Annotated in this window: 15 protein-coding genes; 6 read left to right on the top strand and 9 right to left on the bottom strand. The window is 54.6% G+C overall.

Going from position 1 to position 21,448, the window contains the following annotated elements:
- Positions 1-9: 9 nt before the first annotated feature.
- From KF752_05300 to KF752_05260, 9 genes are all read right to left on the bottom strand, one after another.
- Positions 10-987, bottom strand: a complete 978-nt coding sequence (locus KF752_05300) for a threonine/serine dehydratase (GenBank protein MBX3420958.1) — start codon at positions 985-987, stop codon at positions 10-12.
- Between the two features lie 15 nt (positions 988-1,002).
- Positions 1,003-1,965 (bottom strand): amidohydrolase, encoded by a 963-nt coding sequence (locus tag KF752_05295; GenBank protein ID MBX3420957.1) that lies wholly within the window; start codon positions 1,963-1,965, stop codon positions 1,003-1,005.
- A gap of 139 nt (positions 1,966-2,104) precedes the next feature.
- Positions 2,105-5,548 carry a serine hydrolase gene (locus tag KF752_05290; GenBank protein MBX3420956.1) on the bottom strand — a complete coding sequence of 1,148 codons (3,444 nt, stop codon included), beginning with the start codon at positions 5,546-5,548 and terminating at the stop codon, positions 2,105-2,107.
- 247 nt (positions 5,549-5,795) lie between these two features.
- Entirely contained in the window at positions 5,796-6,995 is a 1,200-nt protein-coding gene (locus KF752_05285; GenBank protein MBX3420955.1) for a M20 family metallopeptidase, read from the bottom strand.
- Positions 6,985-7,500, bottom strand: a complete 516-nt coding sequence (locus KF752_05280; protein ID MBX3420954.1) for a hypothetical protein — start codon at positions 7,498-7,500, stop codon at positions 6,985-6,987. Before KF752_05280 ends, KF752_05285 begins: the two co-directional genes overlap by 11 nt.
- Before the next feature lie 840 nt (positions 7,501-8,340).
- Complete coding sequence (locus tag KF752_05275) at positions 8,341-9,024, bottom strand: hypothetical protein (protein MBX3420953.1); 684 nt, start codon at positions 9,022-9,024, stop codon at positions 8,341-8,343.
- Between the two features lie 808 nt (positions 9,025-9,832).
- Positions 9,833-10,726: a hypothetical protein gene (locus KF752_05270; GenBank protein MBX3420952.1), complete on the bottom strand. Its 894-nt coding sequence runs from the start codon at positions 10,724-10,726 to the stop codon at positions 9,833-9,835.
- 155 nt (positions 10,727-10,881) lie between these two features.
- On the bottom strand, positions 10,882-11,286 hold the full coding sequence (locus KF752_05265; protein MBX3420951.1) for a hypothetical protein: 405 nt from the start codon (positions 11,284-11,286) through the stop codon (positions 10,882-10,884).
- A 2-nt stretch (positions 11,287-11,288) separates the two neighbouring features.
- On the bottom strand, positions 11,289-12,182 hold the full coding sequence (locus KF752_05260) for a hypothetical protein (GenBank protein MBX3420950.1): 894 nt from the start codon (positions 12,180-12,182) through the stop codon (positions 11,289-11,291).
- On the opposite strand from KF752_05260, the gene KF752_05255 reads away from it, so the two are divergent.
- The 6 genes from KF752_05255 to KF752_05230 all read left to right on the top strand — a co-directional run bounded on the left by KF752_05255 (position 12,148) and on the right by KF752_05230 (position 21,351).
- The gene (locus KF752_05255; GenBank protein MBX3420949.1) at positions 12,148-12,528 is read left to right on the top strand and encodes a transposase; all 381 of its coding nucleotides are present in this window, start codon (positions 12,148-12,150) and stop codon (positions 12,526-12,528) included. The genes KF752_05260 and KF752_05255 overlap by 35 nt on opposite strands.
- A gap of 269 nt (positions 12,529-12,797) precedes the next feature.
- A complete protein-coding gene (locus KF752_05250; GenBank protein MBX3420948.1) occupies positions 12,798-13,493 on the top strand; it encodes a transposase family protein in 696 nt (231 codons plus the stop codon).
- A gap of 281 nt (positions 13,494-13,774) precedes the next feature.
- Positions 13,775-14,137 carry a transposase gene (locus KF752_05245; protein MBX3420947.1) on the top strand — a complete coding sequence of 121 codons (363 nt, stop codon included), beginning with the start codon at positions 13,775-13,777 and terminating at the stop codon, positions 14,135-14,137.
- Positions 14,134-15,648: a hypothetical protein gene (locus KF752_05240; GenBank protein ID MBX3420946.1), complete on the top strand. Its 1,515-nt coding sequence runs from the start codon at positions 14,134-14,136 to the stop codon at positions 15,646-15,648. The genes KF752_05245 and KF752_05240 overlap by 4 nt, the downstream gene beginning before the upstream one ends.
- 472 nt (positions 15,649-16,120) lie before the next feature.
- Positions 16,121-19,546, top strand: coding sequence for a hypothetical protein (locus KF752_05235; protein ID MBX3420945.1), 3,426 nt, complete (start codon positions 16,121-16,123; stop codon positions 19,544-19,546).
- Between the two features lie 59 nt (positions 19,547-19,605).
- The gene (locus KF752_05230; GenBank protein ID MBX3420944.1) at positions 19,606-21,351 is read left to right on the top strand and encodes a hypothetical protein; all 1,746 of its coding nucleotides are present in this window, start codon (positions 19,606-19,608) and stop codon (positions 21,349-21,351) included.
- Positions 21,352-21,448 lie beyond the last annotated feature (97 nt).

The following is a 21,448-nucleotide window of genomic DNA, read 5'->3' as shown; positions in this document are numbered from 1 at the left end:
GGAAAGCTGCTAACGGAAATCGTGCAGCCAGCGGCACAGGTCGCTGGCGGCTACATTTCCACCGCAGAGTAAGATGACGACATTGTCATCCGGCTGGAATTGATTGTGATGCTGGTGGGCTGCTGCCAGGCAGCAGGCAGCTGCGGGTTCGACCAGGATTTTGGCACGCTCCAGCAGGTAAAACAGTTCGCGCACGCAGTCGGCGTCAGGAACAACGACCAATTCATCGACCCATTGGCGAACCAATTCAAAGGTCAGCCGACAGGCGCGAGGCGCTCCCAGTGTGCGAGCAATGCTGGTAATCGCCGGCAATTCGATCAACTGCTGCGCAGCCACGCTCTGAGCCATCACGTCGGCACCTACCGTCTCGACACCGATCAGTCGCGGCAGTTTGCCTTTCGAAGCAACAGCGGTCGAATGCTCCTTGAGCGCGGCACCGATGCCGACGATCAAACCGCCACCGCCAATGCTGACGTAGCAGTGCGTGATGTCAGGCACATCTTCCAGAATCTCCAAGCCGACAGTGCCCTGCCCGGCAGCCAGCAGCGGATCGTCAAACGGATGCACATAGACGCGACCTTCACGTTGTATCTGCTCGGCGGCAGCAAAGGCTGCGTGAATCGTGGGAAACAGGCGAATCTCGGCTCCATAACCGCGCGTCGCGGACAGATAATTTTCCGGAGTAGTTTCGGGCATGCAGATTACGGCCGAGATACCTAGTGCCCGGGCCGCGTAGGCTAGACCTTGTGCATGATTGCCGCCGCTGACACCAACCACGCCATGTGCGCGTTGTTGAGCGTCAAGACTTAGCAGCTTGTTAAATGCGCCGCGCGGCTTGAACGAACCGGTCTTCTGCCAACATTCCAGCTTCAAAAACACATTCGCTCCCCATCGCTCCGATAGCGACGAAGATCGAATTAGCGGAGTGCGATGCACCCAGGGGCGAATATTCTCCTGGGCAGCACGAACCAGATCAGCATTGAGCATGCGGGTGGACGACTTTCAACTAAAGAAGACTTTGAACGCCGTATCGCGCAGCAGCCAGCGCCGATCGCTGGCCGACAAAAAATCAGCTTCCTTCAATATCAGATCCAGTGATGCTTGATAGGTATGCTGTCCTTGTACCTGATACGGACAATCGGTCGCCCACATCAGTCTTTCCGGTGCAAATGCATCCAGCACACGTCGAATCATTGGCAACAGGTCGCGATAGGGCGCCTGTTTGTGCCCCAGCGCGTAAAAGGCGGAGGTCTTGACATGCACCTTGGGGAACCGCGCCAGTCGGCACAGCTCAGAGAGTCTGTCTTGTTCAACTTGGCCACTCACGCCGATACGTGCAAAGTGATCGATGACCACTGTCGTATCGGGGAACTGGCTGCATAGCTTGTCCACTACATGAATATCCTGAGGATTGATCAGTGGGCAAATGGCAAAGCCGTCTTCGGCTGCCGCCCCCCACAATTGCCGCATCGAATCGCTAGTGGGCCAGTGATCAGCATCCCCTAGCGAATGCAGCCGAAAGCCGCGCGCACCTTGCTGGACCAGCATTCGCGCCTGGTCGGCCACATCATGGGCTCGATGGTCAATCAACGCCACCGCCGAAAAGCGGCCCGGATGCTCGCGCAAGCAGTCGAACAGGTAGCGATGGTCGAGTCCATAGAAGCTCATTTGAATCAGCACGATGCGATCGACGCCAGCCGGCTGGCAATGTGCCAACAGCTGGGCGGGTGTAAAGCTGGGCGGCTGCATATCGGCAAGCTTAAACGCCTTGTCCAGCGGATATTTTATAGTGTCTGGCGTCCATACATGCACATGCGCGTCAATCCAGCCAGCCGGTTTGTCTTCGGCGGCTGCGAGCACTCGAGCGACAGGCTGAAGCCGTTCAGTGACAGAACAAAAACCGCCGATGGCCGCGACACTCGTCAGGCAGCGACGATGAAACTGGCGGCGCTGGAGGATGTGCATGAATGGAATCTCCTTTAGATTGATGCTTCGTAATCGTGCTCCTCCCTCGGATCGTACTCGTATTGTGCGAATCGAGTAACGGCGCGAGTCAAACCATGCCTTGTTGAGGACCACTTCGAATGACCAGATATCGGATCGATCAATCGGTTAATTGCTCGAACGTGGCATTCTGCAGGCGGTACTTCTTCCAGTCCCGGTAATCAAAGTGCCACCATTCGAATTCGTAGACCGTAAATCCTTCCGATTCCATCGTACGTCGCAACAGGTCTCGGTACCAGCGTTGGCGGGAGGTTCCACCAGGATACTGTGGGAAGGATCGTGGTGAGAATTCATCGTATCCGGCAACCATGGGAATGGGTTTGCCTGAGGCGAGTTCGAAGAGGGTCAAATCTACCGCGCAGCCTCGATTATGGCGCGAGCCGCTGGCTGGGTTGGCTACAAAATGCTTGAGATCATCGGGTGTCGCGTCCCAAAACATTTTTGTAACATGCCACGGACGGTAGGCGTCATGGATCATTAGGCCAAGCCCCAGCGGTTTTAACTTGGCATTGGCGCGAGCCGTCGCTTCCGCCGCAGGTCGCTGCAGGAACGCCTTGGGCTGCTTGTAGATTACAGCTCCGGTAAAGTTGTTGTTGGTCGCATAGCGAATATCGAGCTTCAGGGTCGGATCGAGAGTGACCAGTTCCACCAGCTCGGTGTCCAGGAATTCACCGAATTCCTGCGGTGGCACGGCGACCTGAGCTTCCTTGCGCAGTGTCTCAATCGCTGTGAGCGGTGCGATCTTGAATGCCTGACCCTCTTGTGTGCCTACTTCGCGGCGAGCAAAGATAACTTCTGCAGCGTTAACCTCGATTGCCTTGCCCTGCTTATCCCGTGTAAAAGTCAATCCCTCACCGTGATATAAACCGTAGTTCGGGAATTCAAAGCGATTGTCGCTGACCTCCTTCAGCGGATAGTAGAAGAACCATTCGATTAGCGCGTACAGCCGGCCAGCATCTTCCAAGATGTATAGGACATTATGGTCCCAACCGTATTCTCCAATCAAACCTCGCCAGCGATCAGGAATGTCTGCCGGTGATTCGTCAGGCAATCGCTCATAGGTTGTTTCACCAACCAGCAAAAGGTTTTCGGATTGGCGTTCGACCCGAGTGTTAAAGCCAATTTCATCGTCGGTGATGATCGATCCGTCATCGGCGGCCGTCCGGAGTTCGTGTCGGTACGATCCGCGTTGCATGTAAACTTTGCCGTGCAGTTCTGAAATCTTCGTCGTCTGATCGCCATCGACTGCACGATAGCTTCCCACAAAATCAGGGACCCGCTCGGGCGGCATAGGGATGGTCATTCGATAGCTGGGCAGTGGTTGGCCATCCTGAGTGGCTATCATCAGCCGCAGGGCGTAATCGACCAGACGTCCGACAACACCATTTGCGACATCCAGGGACGCAGCAGCCACGACCCCAAGCTTTCGATCCGGTAGAGCTTCGAGTTGCGTCGAGTAACCATACACTGCACCACCGTGTCCGATCTTGGTGTAACCGTCAAGTTGCTGCACATGAAAGCCGAGGCCAAATCCCTGGGGCTGTCCAGCGGCATCCAGGATGGGCGTCATCATCAACTGGAGTGAATCTGGAGTGAGCATTCTGCCACTTTGGGTGCGGCCGTCTCGAAACAAACAGGAAGTGAACTTCGATAGATCGAGCACACTGGAATACAGATTGCCTGCTGGTCCGGTACCCAAAAGAAAATTCGGGGCTGCAAATCGACGCCCGTCGTAGGTCCGCATCCAGCCGAGTGCCAGCTTTGTTTCGATCGTGGGCGTCACCACAAAGCTGCTGCTGTGCATTTCCAGCGGTTCGAGTATCGCCTGCTGCACACGATCGGGATGGGAAACGCCGAGCCGGTTTTCCAGAATCGCTCCCACGACCGCAATCGCCGCGTTGGAGTACTTGGTTCTCGTGCCAGGTTGATATACCAACGAAGTCTTATTGAGACTGGCGACCGTCGCAGCCAGCGTAGGCTCATCAGGATCGAAGTAATGGCCAACGGGAGATTCACGAACCAACCCGGAGCGGTGTGACATCAATTGACGCAGAGTCACCGCCACGTCATACGAATTCTGCGGCTGGAAGTCAGGCAGGTATTGCTGTATGGGGGCGTCGAGGTCCAGCTGCCCCTCTTCAACCAGCTGTAGTACAGCAATATCCGTGAACAGCTTGGATACCGATCCGACTCGGTAAACCGTATCCGCAGTCGCGGGGACCTTTTTCTCAGCGTCCTGAAAACCGAATCCGTCAGCCCATACTACTCGATCCTGATCGACCAGCGAAATCGACAAGGCAGGCAGCTGTTTGTGCTCGATCTCGTAGCGCACGGCGGATTTCAGCTTTTCAATGGCAGGCGAGTAGTCAAGTTCTGACGAATCAACCGTATCGGCAATGGCCACGGCCATGCTCATCAGGCTCAATCGCTGCAGGTTGCTCATGATGGCCACACAGATGCCGCTGTCAGGGTAGAGCAACAGAGTCGTCGATGTCCCAGACTGTGCGCCGCCGTGCCAGATGGCTCGTCGACCCGATTTGCGACCGACACTCCAACCGAGTCCATAATCGGTTGACGAGCCATCGGCCAGCTTCTGTTGAGTCCACATCTCAGATAGTGTGGTTTTGCTGAGTAGCTTTTCTTGATTCAAGGCGGTTGCAAATCTCACAAGATCCGGGGCTGTCGATAACAGTCCCCCGCCGGGAACTTTAGCGCTCGTGTCGTGCAGAGATGAGTTATAGAGTTCACCTTCGACAAAGGTGTGGCCATCCGGCAGCGTCGTCAGCACCGATTTAGTTGCTCGAAAATAACCCCTTGCACGCCCAGGAATTACGGCAAAAGAATCGTCCGCCAGCGTGTGTGTCATGCCAGCCGGATCGAGTACATGCTCTTTCAGCAAGGTCATGAAGTCCGACTGGCCAGCACCTTCGGCGACCGAACCCAACAAGTTGTAGCCGAACGAGGAATAACGGTACTTTGTGCCGGGAGGTGCCAAGAGCGGATCATCAGCAAAGGTGCTGAGAGCGGACTTCAAGTTAAAGAAATGCGTTGTCGATGAAGATTCGGCAGTCGATTTGTAATGACGTACACCACCCACATGACCGAGCAACTGACGGCTGGTGACCGGCCATTGCTTTTCCGGGTACTCTGGCACATAGGATTGAACTGGTTGATCCAGATTTAGCTTGCCCTCTTCCACCAGTGACAGCACCAGAGTAGCCGTCATCGGTTTGGCAATAGAGGCTGTGCGGTATCGCGTTGATTCAGTCGCCTGAACTGCGTGTTCGACATCTGCCAGACCAAAGCCCTTGGAATAGACCAGTTCGTTTCGGTGAGACACAGCCACCGACATGCCGGGAACGCCATACTGGTCCATATAATTCGCAATGATCGCATCGATCCTGTCCGCCGCTAACGGCTTCACCTGAGCTAACGTCGGTGCGATGCACAGCAAGTCAACAAAAAGCAGTACAGCAATCAGCGTCTTGACACGAGGAAAAAGTTTAGTGATGCGTAACAACCTCGACAGGCAGACAGGGTGCATGTTGAAAATCCCGCGTGTTGTCATCTTATGGCAAGTGTCCTGAGTTAGGCTGCCAGACATTGTAACCCAGTATAGTCAGACAGCGACTGGCAGAGCGCTAAGCATTCGCCATTCGACCTGCCAGCAACTGGTTCTTCACGATCTGCATCCCAGTTCCAGAGCTAATTTTGCTTTTGTATTGGCACCGCAATTCATCATCTCATCATCAGTTTGCCGAGTAGAAATAAACTGCCACATGATTGAGTGTCTAGACGATGCGCAGCATGATTTGGCGGTAGACGTCGACGGCCTGAATGACTTGTTGGCAATCGACAAATTCGACAGCCGCATGGGCTTGGTCGATACTGCCTGGACCCAGGATGACACTGGGAATTTCTAGTCGAGCCAGCTTGCTGGCGTCGCTGCCGAAGGGCACTCCCAGCGGCTGACCGTCTAACCGCAGCGACTCAAGCAAGCTACTCAATTGTCCTACCATGGGATGATCTACTGGGCAGTCCAGCGGCCAGTCGGTGAGCATGGGTGGCTGCATCACAATGCCCAGCGCCGGATCAGACGCCAACAGCTTATCCATGATGGCTTGGTAGTACTGATAGACGGTTTGCCAAGTCTCGCCGGGAATTAGTCGGCGATCAATTTCGATCGTGCAGCGGTCGGGCACAAAATTGACTTGTACGCCGCCCTGAATGACACCTATGTTCAGCGTTGGGCTGCCCAGCAGGGGATGCTCAGTGGCCGTCAGTTGAGGCGCATCAGCTTGAAGCGCTTCGATGACGCGCGACATGGCGACGATGGCATTGCGCCCCAAGTGCGGTTTAGATGAATGCGCTGCCTGTCCAATGGTCTCGATCTTCCAGCGCAGCACGCCTTTGCTGGCCACAACCAAACGCAGTTCGGTGGGTTCCGCGACCACCGCCAGCGCAGCCTCCAGCGGGGTGCCGATGGGCGGCTGATCACAGGTGCGAGCTTCCATGCCATCGCACAGTGCTAGCACGCCACGATAGGAATACTCTTCGTCGATCGTGGCGGCCAGCAAAATGTCACAAGGTGGCTGGATGCCCTGACGATGCAAGTCGATCACAGCCTGTATCATCGCCGCTAGTCCAGCTTTGGTGTCACACGCACCGCGCCCATACAGCTTGCCATCGCGAATCGTCGGCTCCAGTGGCGGGATAGTCATTCCCTGCGTTGAGACAGTATCCAGGTGAGCTTCGAAGACGATACGTCGATTCGTGTTCTGGCCAGGCAACCGGGCCAGCACGTTTGGTCGATCTGAAAACACTTCTTGTCGCCAAACTTGGATGCCCTGTTTTGCCAAGTGCGATTCGACAAATTGTGCGCAGGCCAACTCCGGTGTGCCATCGGCGTAATTTGGATTGACGCTGTTGATCCTGACCAGATTGGCCAGTAGTTGCAGGACTTCGGTTGAGTCGCTTGCGTTAATCGTCATGCTGAAGGTTGATCACTGTCGGTGTGTGGCATACATACCATGCAGAGCGGACCCCAATTCCAGCATTCTTCAGGATTTGTTGAGATTGGACAGTCCAATTCTGAAGGAACCCACGACCGAGATTCTGGTAATGCGAGATGGGGTGGTTGTGGATGGTGACGGACAGCACCACGGCTGGGCCACCGGCGGCGCGGAGAGTTTGGCTGGGCTGGAGTTGTCCCAGCGGCATCCAGTCTTGCTGGTCTTCCGACCACACCGGATGGCGCTGGGTGCCTTCGAGCGTTTCGATGTCGACCAGGCCCAGGCGGGCGAGCTGCTCGAGGTCGGCAAGTAAATCAAGAGTATCGGACGCAAGCGCGTTGCGGCTGAGAATCTCCTGGACGGTGGGTGGTAGGCGAGCGACCGTGACGCGGGCTAGATCGTTGGCCTGGCGCGTAATGAAGCGACCGGTTACGACGCTGCCTTCACCGTCGGCAATGTCTGGACAATCGTCAATAGCGGTCACGAAGCCGACGCCATCAACCTCTAGTTCGGGCACATTCAGCGGCAAGCGGCTGCCGGCAGATAGCCCGTGCTGCTCGATTCAAGCTCGCGGCCGGCCTAAGTTCAATGTCCCCGGAAATCGCGGTGCATCAGCTTGCGATTCCAGCCCTATCGACTGCCGCTGACACAATAGTTCCACGATAGTACGATTGCCAACCATAGCACTCCGCCGGTATCAAGGAGTAATTGTGTTGCGATTAGATACGGCAGTGCACCGCTACCAAGCAAGCAAATGCTACCCAACACAAGTAAAGCCGTCCCAATGCCCGGAAGTCCGCTGATATGGCGCTGAGGCTGATTCAGCAATCTCTGTACAATACTGTCCCCGAAGCTTAGGTAGAAGTTCAGCAGCGCGATCACTAACGCTATTCCGACAACAGCATATCCTGCCAAGTTCAACATTGCGCTATCTTAATCAGAGATTTGGTCCAACGTAGATTCGCTGACTAAGCATGCCTTTCAGTTTACCGATCACGCCGCTTGGCTTCTCGCCCTTTTCTCATCTAGGTGTCGCTATTCTCGACTCCGTCATGCAAGAAACGTCTGCAGACATCAATTAGTTTGTCAGTCGAGTTTACAGTACCTGTTGAACTTACTGTCGGTTCGCTTCCACCTATTTCCTCGCAGACGAACTCAATGTCCGAGTCCGATTGACCGTACACCGAGATATATACCATTCGCGTGCCATGTGAGTTGACTAGACCTGTTGCGCACTCATCTGCATCCCAATAATCGACCATTTGGCAATTAGCGATTGCATCCAACACTGAATTTGCCGCATGGACTAATCGCGCATCTTTTTTCATTTAACAAACCGCAAGTCCGTAAGTAGCTTTCGTACCATAGTACTGTGCTTCAGCGCTTCGTGTAACGGCATATTGAGTACCTCACCCGGCAGTTTCTGAAGAATCTTTCCTTGGCGGAATGAGCTCTCAAAACTGGAGACTGGGGAATCGATGTTCTCAAGAATTGTCTTTGTTGTCGGGCTGTCGTAGTTGAGTCGAAGTTTTTTGGCAAGTGCTTTGGCTGCATCGACAGGGCACGCATTATGCACCAGCAGCCCCAGCTCGCCGACTTGGTACACGTGCTGGCCGTGGATTTCGATATTGTAGACGGGGACGATGTGGTTGTGGATGGTGACGGACAGCACCACGGCTGGGCCGTCGGCTGCGCGTAGAGTTTGGCCGGGCTGGAGCTGTCCTAGCGGCATCCAGTCTTGCTGGTCCTCCGACCACACCGGATGGCGCTCGGTGCCTTCGAGCGTTTCGAGGTCGACCAGGCCCAGGCGGGCGAGCTGCTCGAGGTCGGCAAGTACGTCAGGAGAACCGGACGCTAGCGCGTTGCGGCTGATAATCTCCTGGACGGTGGGTGGTAGGCGAGCGACCGTGACGCGAGCCAGATCGTTGGCCTGGCGCGTAATGAAGCGACCGGTTACAACGCTGCCTTCGCCGTCGGCGATGTCTGAACAGTCGTCAATAGCAGTCACGAAGCCGACGCCATCGACTTCTAGTTCGGGCACATTCAGCGGCAAGCGACTGCCGGCAGATAGTCCAGGCCGCTGGATGCACGCTCGCGGCCGCAGCAGTTCAATATCGACCGGAAATCGCTGCTACCCCACATTCGCGCGCAGTGCATCAAAATTCCGCCGCACCCCAGTGTAAGCTCACACAGAGTTGACAGTTTCGACGAATGCTGAGATTAGCTTAAATAAAGTAAGTGCAGTTCTCGGCAAAGTGCGACATAATCAAGCTGCTTCATGAATCCCCGTGCGTCAACCCAGTGGCCTATTGAATCGTACTTCATGACGCAACGGATGAGGAACGATGCTTCAACAAACAATGGCGAATCGGGAAACACCATGCAGGCAGTCCTGGATTCCGGCTCAACGGACCAGTATTCGCTAAGGTAAATTGCTATAAACGTGAGTAGCATTAGGCCCTTACCTAGCTCTTCGTCACCCCCGCCACAAACAGAACGGTACTCTGCAATACAGTTGTAACACTCTACTACGTGACGACATTTGACCGTCTGTATAATCTCGTTCACAACCTGCATGAACGCGTCTATGTTTGGTCCGTAGGTCGACTCAATAAAACCCCTGACCTCCACGGCCGATATTTCGCCGGACTCCCACATTGCAAGTGCTGAGCAGATCTGACCGCCTATGAAGCACGTGCAAACCAACAACTGCTGTTCGGAGATGGAGATACCGTCATATCCCTTCCATTGATTGTCAGCGTGAAGCCGGCGAGATTCAACTATCTTCCAGCATTCACAATCGTTACCTGCATTTGTCACTGCACTAATCCCAGTATGATTCGCTTTAGGTGCTCAGGGATCACTCCGGAAGAGTGCGGAAACTGGGCACTTCCAAAAACGGATTTTGTTCCGTTAGGGCTCTTGGCCACGGTGAAACCAAATGCGTGGCCTGATCTTGCTAATGCGGCTGCATTAGGAATTGTATCTGCAAGGGCCTGATGTCCGCCCATGAGTGCCTTCGACATCTTGCCAACCATCTGGCCAGAATTCGTCATAAATCCCATGGCCAATTCACCTCTTTGCAGAATAATTTCACACGCATTATGCACCAGCAGCCCATGCTGACCAACTTGGTACACGTGCTGGCCGTGGACTTCGATATTGTAGACGGGGACGGGGTGGTTGTGGATGGTGACGGACAGCACCACGGCTGGGCCGTCGGCCGCGCGTAGAGTTTGGCCGGGTTGGAGCTGTCCCAGCGGCATCCAGTCTTGCTGGTCTTCCGACCACACCGGATGGCGCTCGGTGCCTTCGAGCGTTTCGATGTCGACCAGGCCCAGGCGGGCGAGCTGCTCGAGGTCGGCAAGTACGTCAGTAGAACCGGACGCTAGCGCGTTGCGGCTGATAATCTCCTGGACGGTGGGTGGTAGGCGAGCGACCGTGACGCGAGCCAGATCGTTGGCCTGGCGCGTAATGAAGCGACCGGTTACGACGCTGCCTTCACCGTCGGCGATGTCTGGACAATCGTCAATAGCGGTTACGAAGCCAACGCCATCGACCTCTAGTTCGGGCACATTCAGCGGCAAGCGACTGCCGGCAGATAGTCCATGCCGCTGGATCCACGTTCGCGGTCGCAGCAGTTCAATATTGACCGGACTGCCTTTACGCTCGGTGACCGTGACCGATACTTTGGACCACTCGGCCTGCATCGGCTCGGGCAGTGAGTCGTCGTATTCCCAAGGATTTTGGATTCTTGGTGGGAATATGATCTGCAAAAGTCAGCCAGCGGCGTGCAGAATTTCCGGGATATCTATGATATTCGTCGCTAAGTTCGTCTACGGGGTAGTTTACAAGAGCCAGCTAATTAGTGACTTTCCTGTATTTTGTTTAGGGTACACTCAAGCGATTCTCTGTGCGGTAAGGGAAGCCTTGATTTAATTGTTTGAATTCGCAGCCAGAGCTCCCCTGATAAGAGTGACGGATCAGCGCGAAACAACGCTCTTTGTACTGCCAGACAAACCGACAGGGAGGAATTTGAAAGAAGTTCAACGAGCTCTGTAATGGTGTCAGCGATTGCATACTTTCCACATATCTCGATCGCGTAAACAAGATGCTCTTCGTCGAATTCATCGAAATTGCTGCATAGTGCCTGTATTTCGTCGCCAGGGACTGTGACATCTGATTCGTCAATCGTTTGCGAAAAGTAATCATAAAGCAATTTACCATGGAGCTGGCGAAATTTGCTTATGACGAATTCATGTTGTGACATTATTACCACAGCACCTTAATAACATTCCCCAAATCGTCCAGCCAGACCCAGCCACTGTGTGAAATTGCTCCAAGTCTACCGCCATTTGCTAGCTGATTGGCAGCAATATGCATGTAATGAACATATACCGTACCTTCCTTAATTACCGCCGGCCAAGCACCAGCAATTGGACGCATCATTTTTGCGAAAGGAAATACTGCTTTCGCTCCTATTCCGGGGAGCGGAATAAACGAGGGGTTGATAACTGGAAGCGGGCAAGCATTATGCACAAGCAGCCCAAACTGACCAACTTGGTACACGTGCTCCCCGTGGACTTCGATATTGTAGACGGGGACGATGTGGTTGTGGATGGTGACGGACAACACCACGGCTGGGCCGTCGGCCGCGCGTAGAGTTTGGCCGGGTTGGAGCTGTCCCAGCGGCATCCAGTCTTGCTGGTCCTCCGACCACACCGGATGGCGCTCGGTGCCTTCAAGCGTTTCAAGGTCGACCAGGCCCAGGCGGGCGAGCTGCTCGAGGTCGGCAAGTACGTCAGGAGAACCGGACGCTAGCGCGTTGCGGCTGATAATCTCCTGGACGGTGGGTGGTAGGCGAGCGACCGTGACGCGAGCCAGATCGTTGGCCTGGCGCGTAATGAAGCGACCGGTTACAACGCTGCCTTCGCCGTCGGCGATGTCTGAACAGTCGTCAATAGCAGTCACGAAGCCGACGCCATCGACTTCTAGTTCGGGCACATTCAGCGGCAAGCGGCTGCCGGCAGATAGTCCATGCCGCTGGATCCACGTTCGCGGTCGCAGCAGTTCAATATCGACCGGACTGCCCCTACGCTCGGTGACCGTGATCGATATTGTCTTGCCTCTAATGGAAATGAAACCCTGCGAGTTTTCGGCTAGCATATTCGAAAACCACCAGAGACTCCATGACACGCAAAGATCGAAAACACACACACCCGAACTAAAAGCGGCAGCAGTAAGACGACATTGGTGCGACAAGGTACCAGTTAGCGAACTAGCCGTTGAGCCGGGTGTGCCACCTTCTCAAATTCACAACTGGATTAACCAGGCCAAGCAGCAGTTAGACAAACTGTTTGATCGCCCATCTGGACGGCCTGCTGCCAAAGAGGTTGATAGCAAGGACAAGCAGATAGCCGCTTTGCAGGCCAAGCTCGTGCAGAAGCACGAGGTCATCTCGGAGCTGAAGGAGGAGAAGGTTAAAGCAAAAAAAGCCAATGGGGACCTTTGAAGGGTGTTTGGGTCCCCCATGACAAACGCGATGCAATCGTGGATTACATGAGGTACTGGCCCGAGCGAACTGAGCTACCGATTAGCCAACTGCTGCGGTGGGTCGATCTGGCTACGAGCAAATACCACTCGTGGAAAAATTGATATGGTCAAGCCAACGAACACAATGGCAAAATCCCACGAGATTGGTGGCTGGAGCAATGGGAGAAGGACTCAATCGCGGCCTATCACGACCAGAATCCTCTTGAAGGTTATCGTCGATTAACTTTCATGATGCTCGATGACGACATCGTGGCGGTCAGCCCTAGTTCAACGTATCGATTCCTCAAGGCGGCCGGCCGGCTCGATCGCAAGTCGGTATCCAAGAGCAAGAAAGGAACGGGCTTCGTTCAGCCAGAAAGTCTCCATAAACATTGGCATATTGATGTTTCCTACTTGAATCTTGGCGGCACGTTCTACTGCTTGATTTCCGTCCTAGACGGCATGAGTCGATATATCGTTCACTGGGAAATCCAGCCAACGATGACCGAATTGGACATTGAGATCGTCGTGCAACGAGCCTTGGAAAAACATCCTGGTGTTCGCCCGCGAATCATCAGCGATAATGGTCCACAGTTCATTGCCCAAAACTTCAAGGAGTTTATCCGCGTGACAGGTCTTAGCCATGTGCGCACTAGCCCTTACGATCCACAAAGTAACGGGAAGCTAGAGCGATTTCATGGTACGCTCAAACGCGAATGCATCCGACCTGCTGAACCAGGGACGCTTAAACAAGCAACCAGTATGGTCAAGGACTTCGTGCATCACTACAAACATTGCCATTTGCATAGCGCTATCGGCTACGTGACTCCCTACGATTGTATGCTCGGACTCACCCAAGAGATCCATGCTGAACGAGATCGCAAGCTCGAAGAAGCCCGCGCCAGACGCGAGCTGAATCGACGTTCCCCCAAGCAAGTTGCTTGATGGAAGGCTACATGTTACATTCAATCCACTTGCACGGAGGATAGGGCAACACAGAGGTGCGACCCGGGCGCCGATGCAAGGGTTGAAGTTAGAAGCGAGTAATTCCTTAAACTGAGTCCCCCCTTCACTTCTAACTTTAACCACAATGCGACAAACCCCACAGCACGGAATGCCTTTTTCAACGCCACGGATGCATTCAATTCTAAGTTAGCCTTACGCTTCAGATTTCCATTTGCCGTTAAACCAAGACAGGTCCCATCAACGGAAACGTTTTTCTGGCCTTGGTCCAACAGCACTTGATCAAAGTGCTTCGCCCCAAGGACATTATCGTTATGCAAAACCTATCGGCTCGCAAGATAGAGGGCGTTCAGGAAGCTATTGAAGTCGTAGGTGCTCAAGTTCGTTATCTATCACCATATTCACCCGATCACAATTCGATCGAGAATCTGTTTAGCCAATTCAAATGCCTGCTTCGTTCCCAGGCGGCACGAACCGTACCTGGACTTTGGAAAACAGTAGGTCGGCTCGTCGATCGATTTCCCGCGCAGGAATGCCTGCGATATATCCTACACGCCGGCTATAAACTAAAGAATTTTGGGCACATCAACCCTAGAAACGCTCTAAGCGGTTGCCTGGGATCATGAACCAGCGATATCACGCGAAAATAAAAGATAAACCCAGCTTGGCAATCACTTGGCTGCTGTTGATCGCAGTTTCCGGCCAGGCCGAGGAGCCATCTATTCATCCGGATCGATTCGGCATTCAGGTCGTCGATGAGCAAGGTCGTGGAGTGCCTTTAGTCGAGCTGCGAACCGTCAATGAAATCCGTTGCGTAACCGACAACAGTGGTTGGATCGCTTGGGATGAACCAGGACTGATGGACTGTGAAGTCTTCTGGCATGTCACCGGTCCCGGAATCGAACGCGAGAAAGATGGATTTGGCTATCCTGGATTTCGAGCGGTTACCAAACGGGGGACATACGCGGTCTGCGAAGTTAGTACGTCAAATATCGCTACGCGCATCCGGCGGCTGACTGGACAGGGGCAGTATCATCATTTGGAGGCACTGGGGCTTCCTATTCCCCTCGAAAACATCCTAGAACCTGGCGTGGTTGGTCAAGATTCCGTACAAGCGGTTGCGTATAACGGCAAGTTGTTCTGGCTGTGGGGAGATACGAGTCAAGCCCGTTATCCACTGGGGAATTTTCATACAACCTCAGCCACGACTCCGAGCGACATCGACCCTGAATCGGCCTTTGCCTTTGAATACTTTCGCAACCAGGAAAATCCCCAGTTGCTTCGTCGGATGATGCCTACAGACAAGCCGGGCGTTGTGTGGATGTTTGGACTGATGTCACTTACAGACCAGCAACAGCGGGAGCGTCTGTTTGCGGGGTTCTCGCGGCGGCCAGGGCTGGAAACCGCCCATGAGCAAGGAGTTGCAGAGTTCGACCCAGACGCTGGCCACTTTAGGAAAGTTGCCGACACCGCCAAAGACAACCAGTGGACGTTTCCGCATGGTTATGCTTGCCGCACAAAAACTTCCGATGGAGAACACTTTTATTTCTGTCGTCCGTTTGCCCATGTGCGCGTGGCGGCCAACGTTGCTTCAATTACAGACGCTACCCAATACGAAGTCCTGCAATGGCAGGCGGCTCAGTCAGCCTGGAGATGGCAGGCAGGGTTAGTCCCTACGACTCAGGAGGAGGAATCCAAACTGCTTAAGTCTGGCAAGATATCCTCTAAACAGGTTCGCTATCAAGTGCAGGATGCCGCTACAGGTCGTGCGGTACACCTGCATACGGCCAGTATCACCTGGAATGAGTTTCGTCAGCGATTCATCATGATTGCGCTCGAGTTTACGAGCCATAAATCATCTCCCTCGTTGTTAGGCGAATTGTGGTATGTGGAGAGCGATGCCATCACCGGTCCTTGGCAGCGGGCTGTAAAGATCGCTAGCCATCCTCACTACTCGTTTTACAATCCCATCCATCACACCTTTCTTGATCGCCAAGGAGGGCGGATTATCTACTTCGAGGGAACCTACACGCATCAATTCTCGGGCAACAAGTCTCCCACTGCACGTTACGATTACAACCAGATTTTGTATCGGCTCGATCTTGCGGACGAACGACTCATGCCCAGTCACAAATAATCCAGATTGAATTCCGTTTCCTCATCTCAAGCTTAGATGGCCGGTATGTTCTATGGGCGGCTGAGCGATTTGTTTGGATGATCGGCCTGGCTCAATGACTCAACGCTTGTTTCTTTTCCACCTCGCCTGCCCAAGTCGCCTGCCCAATTCGGACTGGAAAGGTTCAATTCGAGCAACTCAAAATGGGAGGCGTGCTACTAAAATTGCACGGTCAATTACCGTTTTCGTCGGATTTTTTAGTACACTGATACGCATCCAGTTTGGGGCAGCCGGCCTGTATCGCCGGAACCGCTAACCGGTAGGAGTCCGCCCACTAGCTGGTGTCCTGTAAGATAGTTTGCTTTCACTAACGTATGCGAGTTCCACTCATCCATGGTTGGCCAACTTGCGGTAGAGGAATTGTCGTGCCAATTCAATACATGTCTGCTCTGTAATCGCAATCGTCCATCCCCGGGCCTGAGAATTAGTAGCTATGTTTGCGTCCATTCGCGCGCTGTTGATTGCTGCATTCATCGCGATACCTGTCGTACAGGCGCAGGTGCCGCCTACATCGTTCGTCAATTATGAAAATGCTCCGATCCATGGACTTGATCTCAGTCCCGACGGCAGTCTGCTGGCAGCAGTGAATACCTCCGACATGCGGGTTGAAGTTTTTTCGCTCGACGAAGGGTTACCTGCTCTGTGGACCAGCATTGCGGTGGGGCTTGAGCCGGTGAGTGTCCGCTTCCGCACCAATGCGGAACTGTGGGTGGTCAATAATCTTTCGGACAGCATTACGATCATCAACGTCACCACCGGCAACATCACTCACACGATCGCTACGCTGAATGATCCTTGGGATGTCGTCTTTGCTGGATCTCCTGAGCGAGCCTTTGTCTCCTGTGGATTACCGAGGGCGATTCAGGTCTTCAATCCCAGCAATGTGCTGGCCGCTCCATCGAACATTACCTTGCAAGGTCTGAGCCCGCGCGCTATGGCGGTCAGCTCAGACCGTAGCCAGGTGTACGCGGCTTTTTTCCACTCAGGCAATTGCAGTACGCTGTTGGCTGGAGGTGCGACGAGCTTGGACAATGGCCTACAGGGAACATTTCCGCCAGACATCGTGACCAATCCGGCAGGTCCCTATAACGGCCTCAATCCTCCGCCCAATGCAGGCGCAGTGTTCAATCCTCCGAGGAACATTGCGGCCGGTACTCCGCCACGCGTTGCGTTGATTGTGCGTCAGGATGCGCAAGGTGTATGGCGCGATGACGCTGGCACAAATTGGTCGCCGTGGGTTGATGGTGCGAATGCTTCAGCTTCGGGACGTTATCCCGGCTGGACGTTGATCGACAATGATGTGGCTGTGGTCAACGCCAGCTCGTTGGCGGTTAGCTACGTGACCGGACTGATGAATTTGTGCATGTCGGTATCGGTCAATCCTGCCACAGGCCAGATTTGCGTGGTGGGTACCGATGCGCGCAATGAAATTCGGTTTGAGCCGCTGTTGAGAGGACAGTTCATTGAGGTATTGGCGGCGTTTGCCAATCCCGCAACGCTCCAGTCAGCGGGCCGCTTTGACTTGAACGCGCCGCTGGTTGCTCAGTTTACCGGCGCGACATTGCCCGCTACCGAAAGAGCCAAAGCAATTGGTGACCCACGAGCCATCGTATGGTCATCCAGCGGTAGCCAGGCGTATGTAGCTGGCATGGGATCGGGCAATGTGATCGCTATCAACAGCGCGGGGCAACGCGTCGGACAACCGATACCGGTTCGCGAGGGACCAGCCGGTTTGGCGCTCGACGAATCCCGCAGTCAGCTTTATGTGCTCAATCGCTTCGACGGTTCGGTGTCGGTTATCAACTTGACGACCGGCACCGAGTCGGCGGTGGTCCGCTATTTTGATCCGACTCCCGCCGAAGTTCGCAATGGACGTCGCCATCTGTACAACACGCATGAGGGATCAGCCGTTGGCCAGATTGCATGTGCTTCGTGTCACGTGGATGGGCGCATGGACCGGCTGGCTTGGGATCTGGGCGATCCATCGGGAGACACGGTTCCCTTGAGCCAGCGAGATCTGAATGTGCAGGCGCTGTTCGAATTGACAGACTTCCATCCGATGAAGGGGCCGATGACTACGCAGACATTGCAGGACATCATCGGACACGAGCCGCTGCACTGGCGAGGCGACCGATTTGGAATCGAGGAATTTAATGGAGCGTTCTCGGCGCTCCAAGGTCGCGACACAGGACTTACCACTTTGGAAATGGCAGAGTTCAAGAGCTTTCTGGCAACGCTCACATTTCCTCCCAATCCGTTTCGTAATCTCAACAATGCGCTGCCCACGTCGCTTAATCTGAGCGGTCACTTTGCAACGGGGCGTTTCACGCGTGCTGCCGGTGTAACGTTACCCAATGGCAATGCGGTAAACGGACTGAGCATTTATCGCAGCCAGTCGCGTCTATTGGATGCCGGTGCGCTGGCTTGTGTGACCTGCCATACACTGCCTTCGGGCGGCAGCACCGAACGGACCTGGGATGCTGGTCTGAGCCGGTGGGTGACCATCCCGCGTGGACCGCATAACGAGAATCACTTAGCGGTGATGGGGGTTGATCCGACCGAGGGGCACCAAAGCACGATTAAGGTGCCACAAATGCGGAATCTTCATGAAAAGGTGGGGTTCGAAATGACTCCCGGTAATCCCAGCTTGTCGGGGTTTGGACTGCTGCACGATGGTAGTATTCCCAGTCTTTCACAATTCGTAGCACTTGGCCCATTTCGCGTTCAGTCCGATCAAGAAGTTGCCAATTTGGTGGCGCTGCTGTTGGCGTGGAGCGGCTCAGATTTCGGTGTGACCAACAATGGCACGAACTTGCGCGAACCGCCCGGTGTATTTAGCAAGGACAGCCACGCAGCCGTCGGTCAGCAAGAGACGATCCGCACGCCGACTCAAAGCACCACGCGACTCAATTCGCTGGTTTCCATCGTCAATGGAGCACCTGGGCGGCTGCAGTTGATCGCTAAAGCGCATGGCTCGGATAGACCTCGGGGCTTTCTCTGGCAAGGCGGTGTCTTCGTAGCGGACAATCCCGGCCAGCAGGCTACACAAGCCCAGTTAGTGGCGGCCACCGGAAACGGAAATACGGTCACGTTTACCGTAGTGCCTGCGGGTACCGGCCAACGCTTGGGCATCGACCGTGACATGGATGGCTACTTGGACTATCAAGAGTTCCTCAACTGCACCGATCCCGATGACCCCACTAGCTTTGGCACAGACCAATGTTCACAGGTCCTAACGGGCAAGGTGTACTACAACCAGTGGCAAGGCGACGGCAGCCCAGTGGATGCCGCCAAGTCGCTATTCAAAGCTGGTGCAACGTCAACGCCACTAGGACTTGCCAATCTAGTCAACTGTGCCACCGGCCTGACTGGGGTAAATTTTGAAGTGGTTGGCCTTGGCAATCCGGCCGGACTGACAGCCACCGATTTTAGATTCCAGGTCAGTCCGCACGGTGCGTTTTCAACAGCCTCCAACCCTCCAACCGGTTGGGAACCGGCACCAGCGCCATCATCGGTGACAGTCGCCGCAGGCTCGCCCGATCAAATCCTGATCTTATGGCCTGACAATTCGATTGTGGATCGTTGGCTGAGAATAACCATCAAAGCTAATGCCAATACCGGTTTGATGAATGAGGAGGTTTATTACATCGGGCATTTGTGTGGCGAGACTAGTGGAATCGCCGATGGCATGTATACGGTGTCTTTTGCGGATATTTCTCCCATTCGCGCCGGTGTTGGAGCGGATGTCGATTCAAGTTCCCTGCTGGATATCGATAAGAACGGTATCATCTCTTTTGCAGACATTGCTGCCATGCGTGCCAAAGTGGGCAACCAGTTGACCAACATCAGTGTTCCTTAATTCGATAAACCACGCGCAGATCAGTTTCTGATCGGCAAGCGATCACGAATAATTATACAATGACGACGCAAACAGAGATGCATGGCGGCAAAATGGTAGCCGCCGTATTAAAACGCCATGGGGTTCAGTGGATTTACACACTGTGCGGTGGGCACATATCACCGCTGTTGATTGGCTGTGATCAAGCCGGGATTCGCGTCGTCGATGCACGACACGAAGCTACAGCTGTATTTGCCGCTGACGCCACCGCCCGGCTGACCGGCAAAGTTGGTGTGGCAGCGGTCACAGCCGGTCCTGGTGTCACCAATACCATCACGGCGCTCAAGAATGCGCAGATGGCTCAGTCTCCGGTTCTGCTGCTGGGTGGGGCCGCCGCCGTGCTGCTAAAAGGTCGTGGTTCGTTGCAAGACATCGACCAATTGAGCTTGGTCAAGAGCATCTGCAAATGGTCCGCCACGTGTAAGACGGTTCGGTCCATCGTGCCCACGATCGAGCAAGCCCTGCGCCGCGCACAGTCAGGAGTGCCTGGGCCCGTGTTCGTCGAATTGCCGATTGACTTGTTGTATCAGGAAAGCATCGTCAGCAAATGGTCACTGGATATGGCGCGCGGCAAGGGTTTGGCCACTGATCTTCTGCGCAAGTATCTAAACTGGCACCTCAAGAATAAGTTCGCCCGCGCGTGGGACGCTTCGCCTGCCGACGACAGCATAGCGCCGGTCGTGCCATTGGCCAAGACAGAAGCGATACACAAAGTTAAAGCCACGTTGTCGTGGGCCGAGCGTCCGGTGTTGGTGGTTGGCAGCCAAGCCATGCTGGACGCTTCTCAAGTCGATCAGCTGCAACGCGCTATAATTCACTTGGGTGTGCCGACGTATCTGAGCGGAATGGCTCGTGGGTTGTTGGGTACACATCCGTTGCACATTCGTCACGCGCGTGGCAAAGCTTTGCGCGAAGCCGATGTGGTCATACTGGCGGGTCTGCCGATTGACTTTCGCTTGGGCTACGGAGGAGGCATTCCACGCGGTTGTTCACTGGTATCGATCAATCGCAGCCGCCACGATTTGAAGCTCAATCGACGACCCACGCTGCCCGTGCTGGCGGATCCCGGCGACTTGCTCTGTCGATTGTCTGGAGTCTGCGGAACGCCGCCATTGCGCTGGCAGCAGTGGCACGCACAATTGCAGCAGCGCGATGCGGCGCGCGAAGCGGAAATTGATGCCACTGCAGCGGTCACAGGAGAACTCGTTAATCCGGTCAAATTCCTCAGGCAGCTCGATGCAGTGTTGGATGAGGATAGCCTACTGATTGGCGATGGAGGAGATTTTGTCGGCACCGCCAGCTACATTGTGCGACCGCGGCGCCCACTGAGCTGGCTGGACCCTGGGGCGTTCGGTACACTCGGTTCCGGTGGCGGCTTTGCCTTGGCCGCTGGCTGTGTGCGTCCAAAATCAGAAATCTGGCTGTTATACGGCGACGGTTCATGCGGCTATTCTTTGGCCGAATTCGATACCTATGCACGCCATGGCATTGCCGTGATCGCCGTTGTCGGTAACGACGCCGGATGGACTCAGATTGCTCGCGAACAGGTAGAAATATTTGGCACGGCACTCAGCACGGAACTTGCCCGGACCAACTATCATCAAGTCGCCGAAGGCTACGGTGGAGTCGGTCTGTGCATCGACGATCCTCAACAAGTCACAGCCACCTTGCAGCAAGCCAAAGCCATTGCAGGTGGGGGCAAGCCGGTACTGATCAATGTCATGCTCGGCAAAACCGACTTCCGCAAAGGCAGCATCTCGATGTAAGGCTGTTCGAGCAGCATTTTCTTGCCTGCTTTTTTGCCACAACGACGCCATTTTCGGTCCTGAGTACGATCTTAAAACTGGTGGCCTGGCAATCGCT

This window comes from Pirellulaceae bacterium, from assembly GCA_019636385.1.
Lineage (GTDB): Bacteria > Planctomycetota > Planctomycetia > Pirellulales > Pirellulaceae > Aureliella.
The sequence above is the reverse complement of the archived record's forward strand: the minus strand, read 5'-3'. Positions and strand labels throughout refer to the sequence as shown.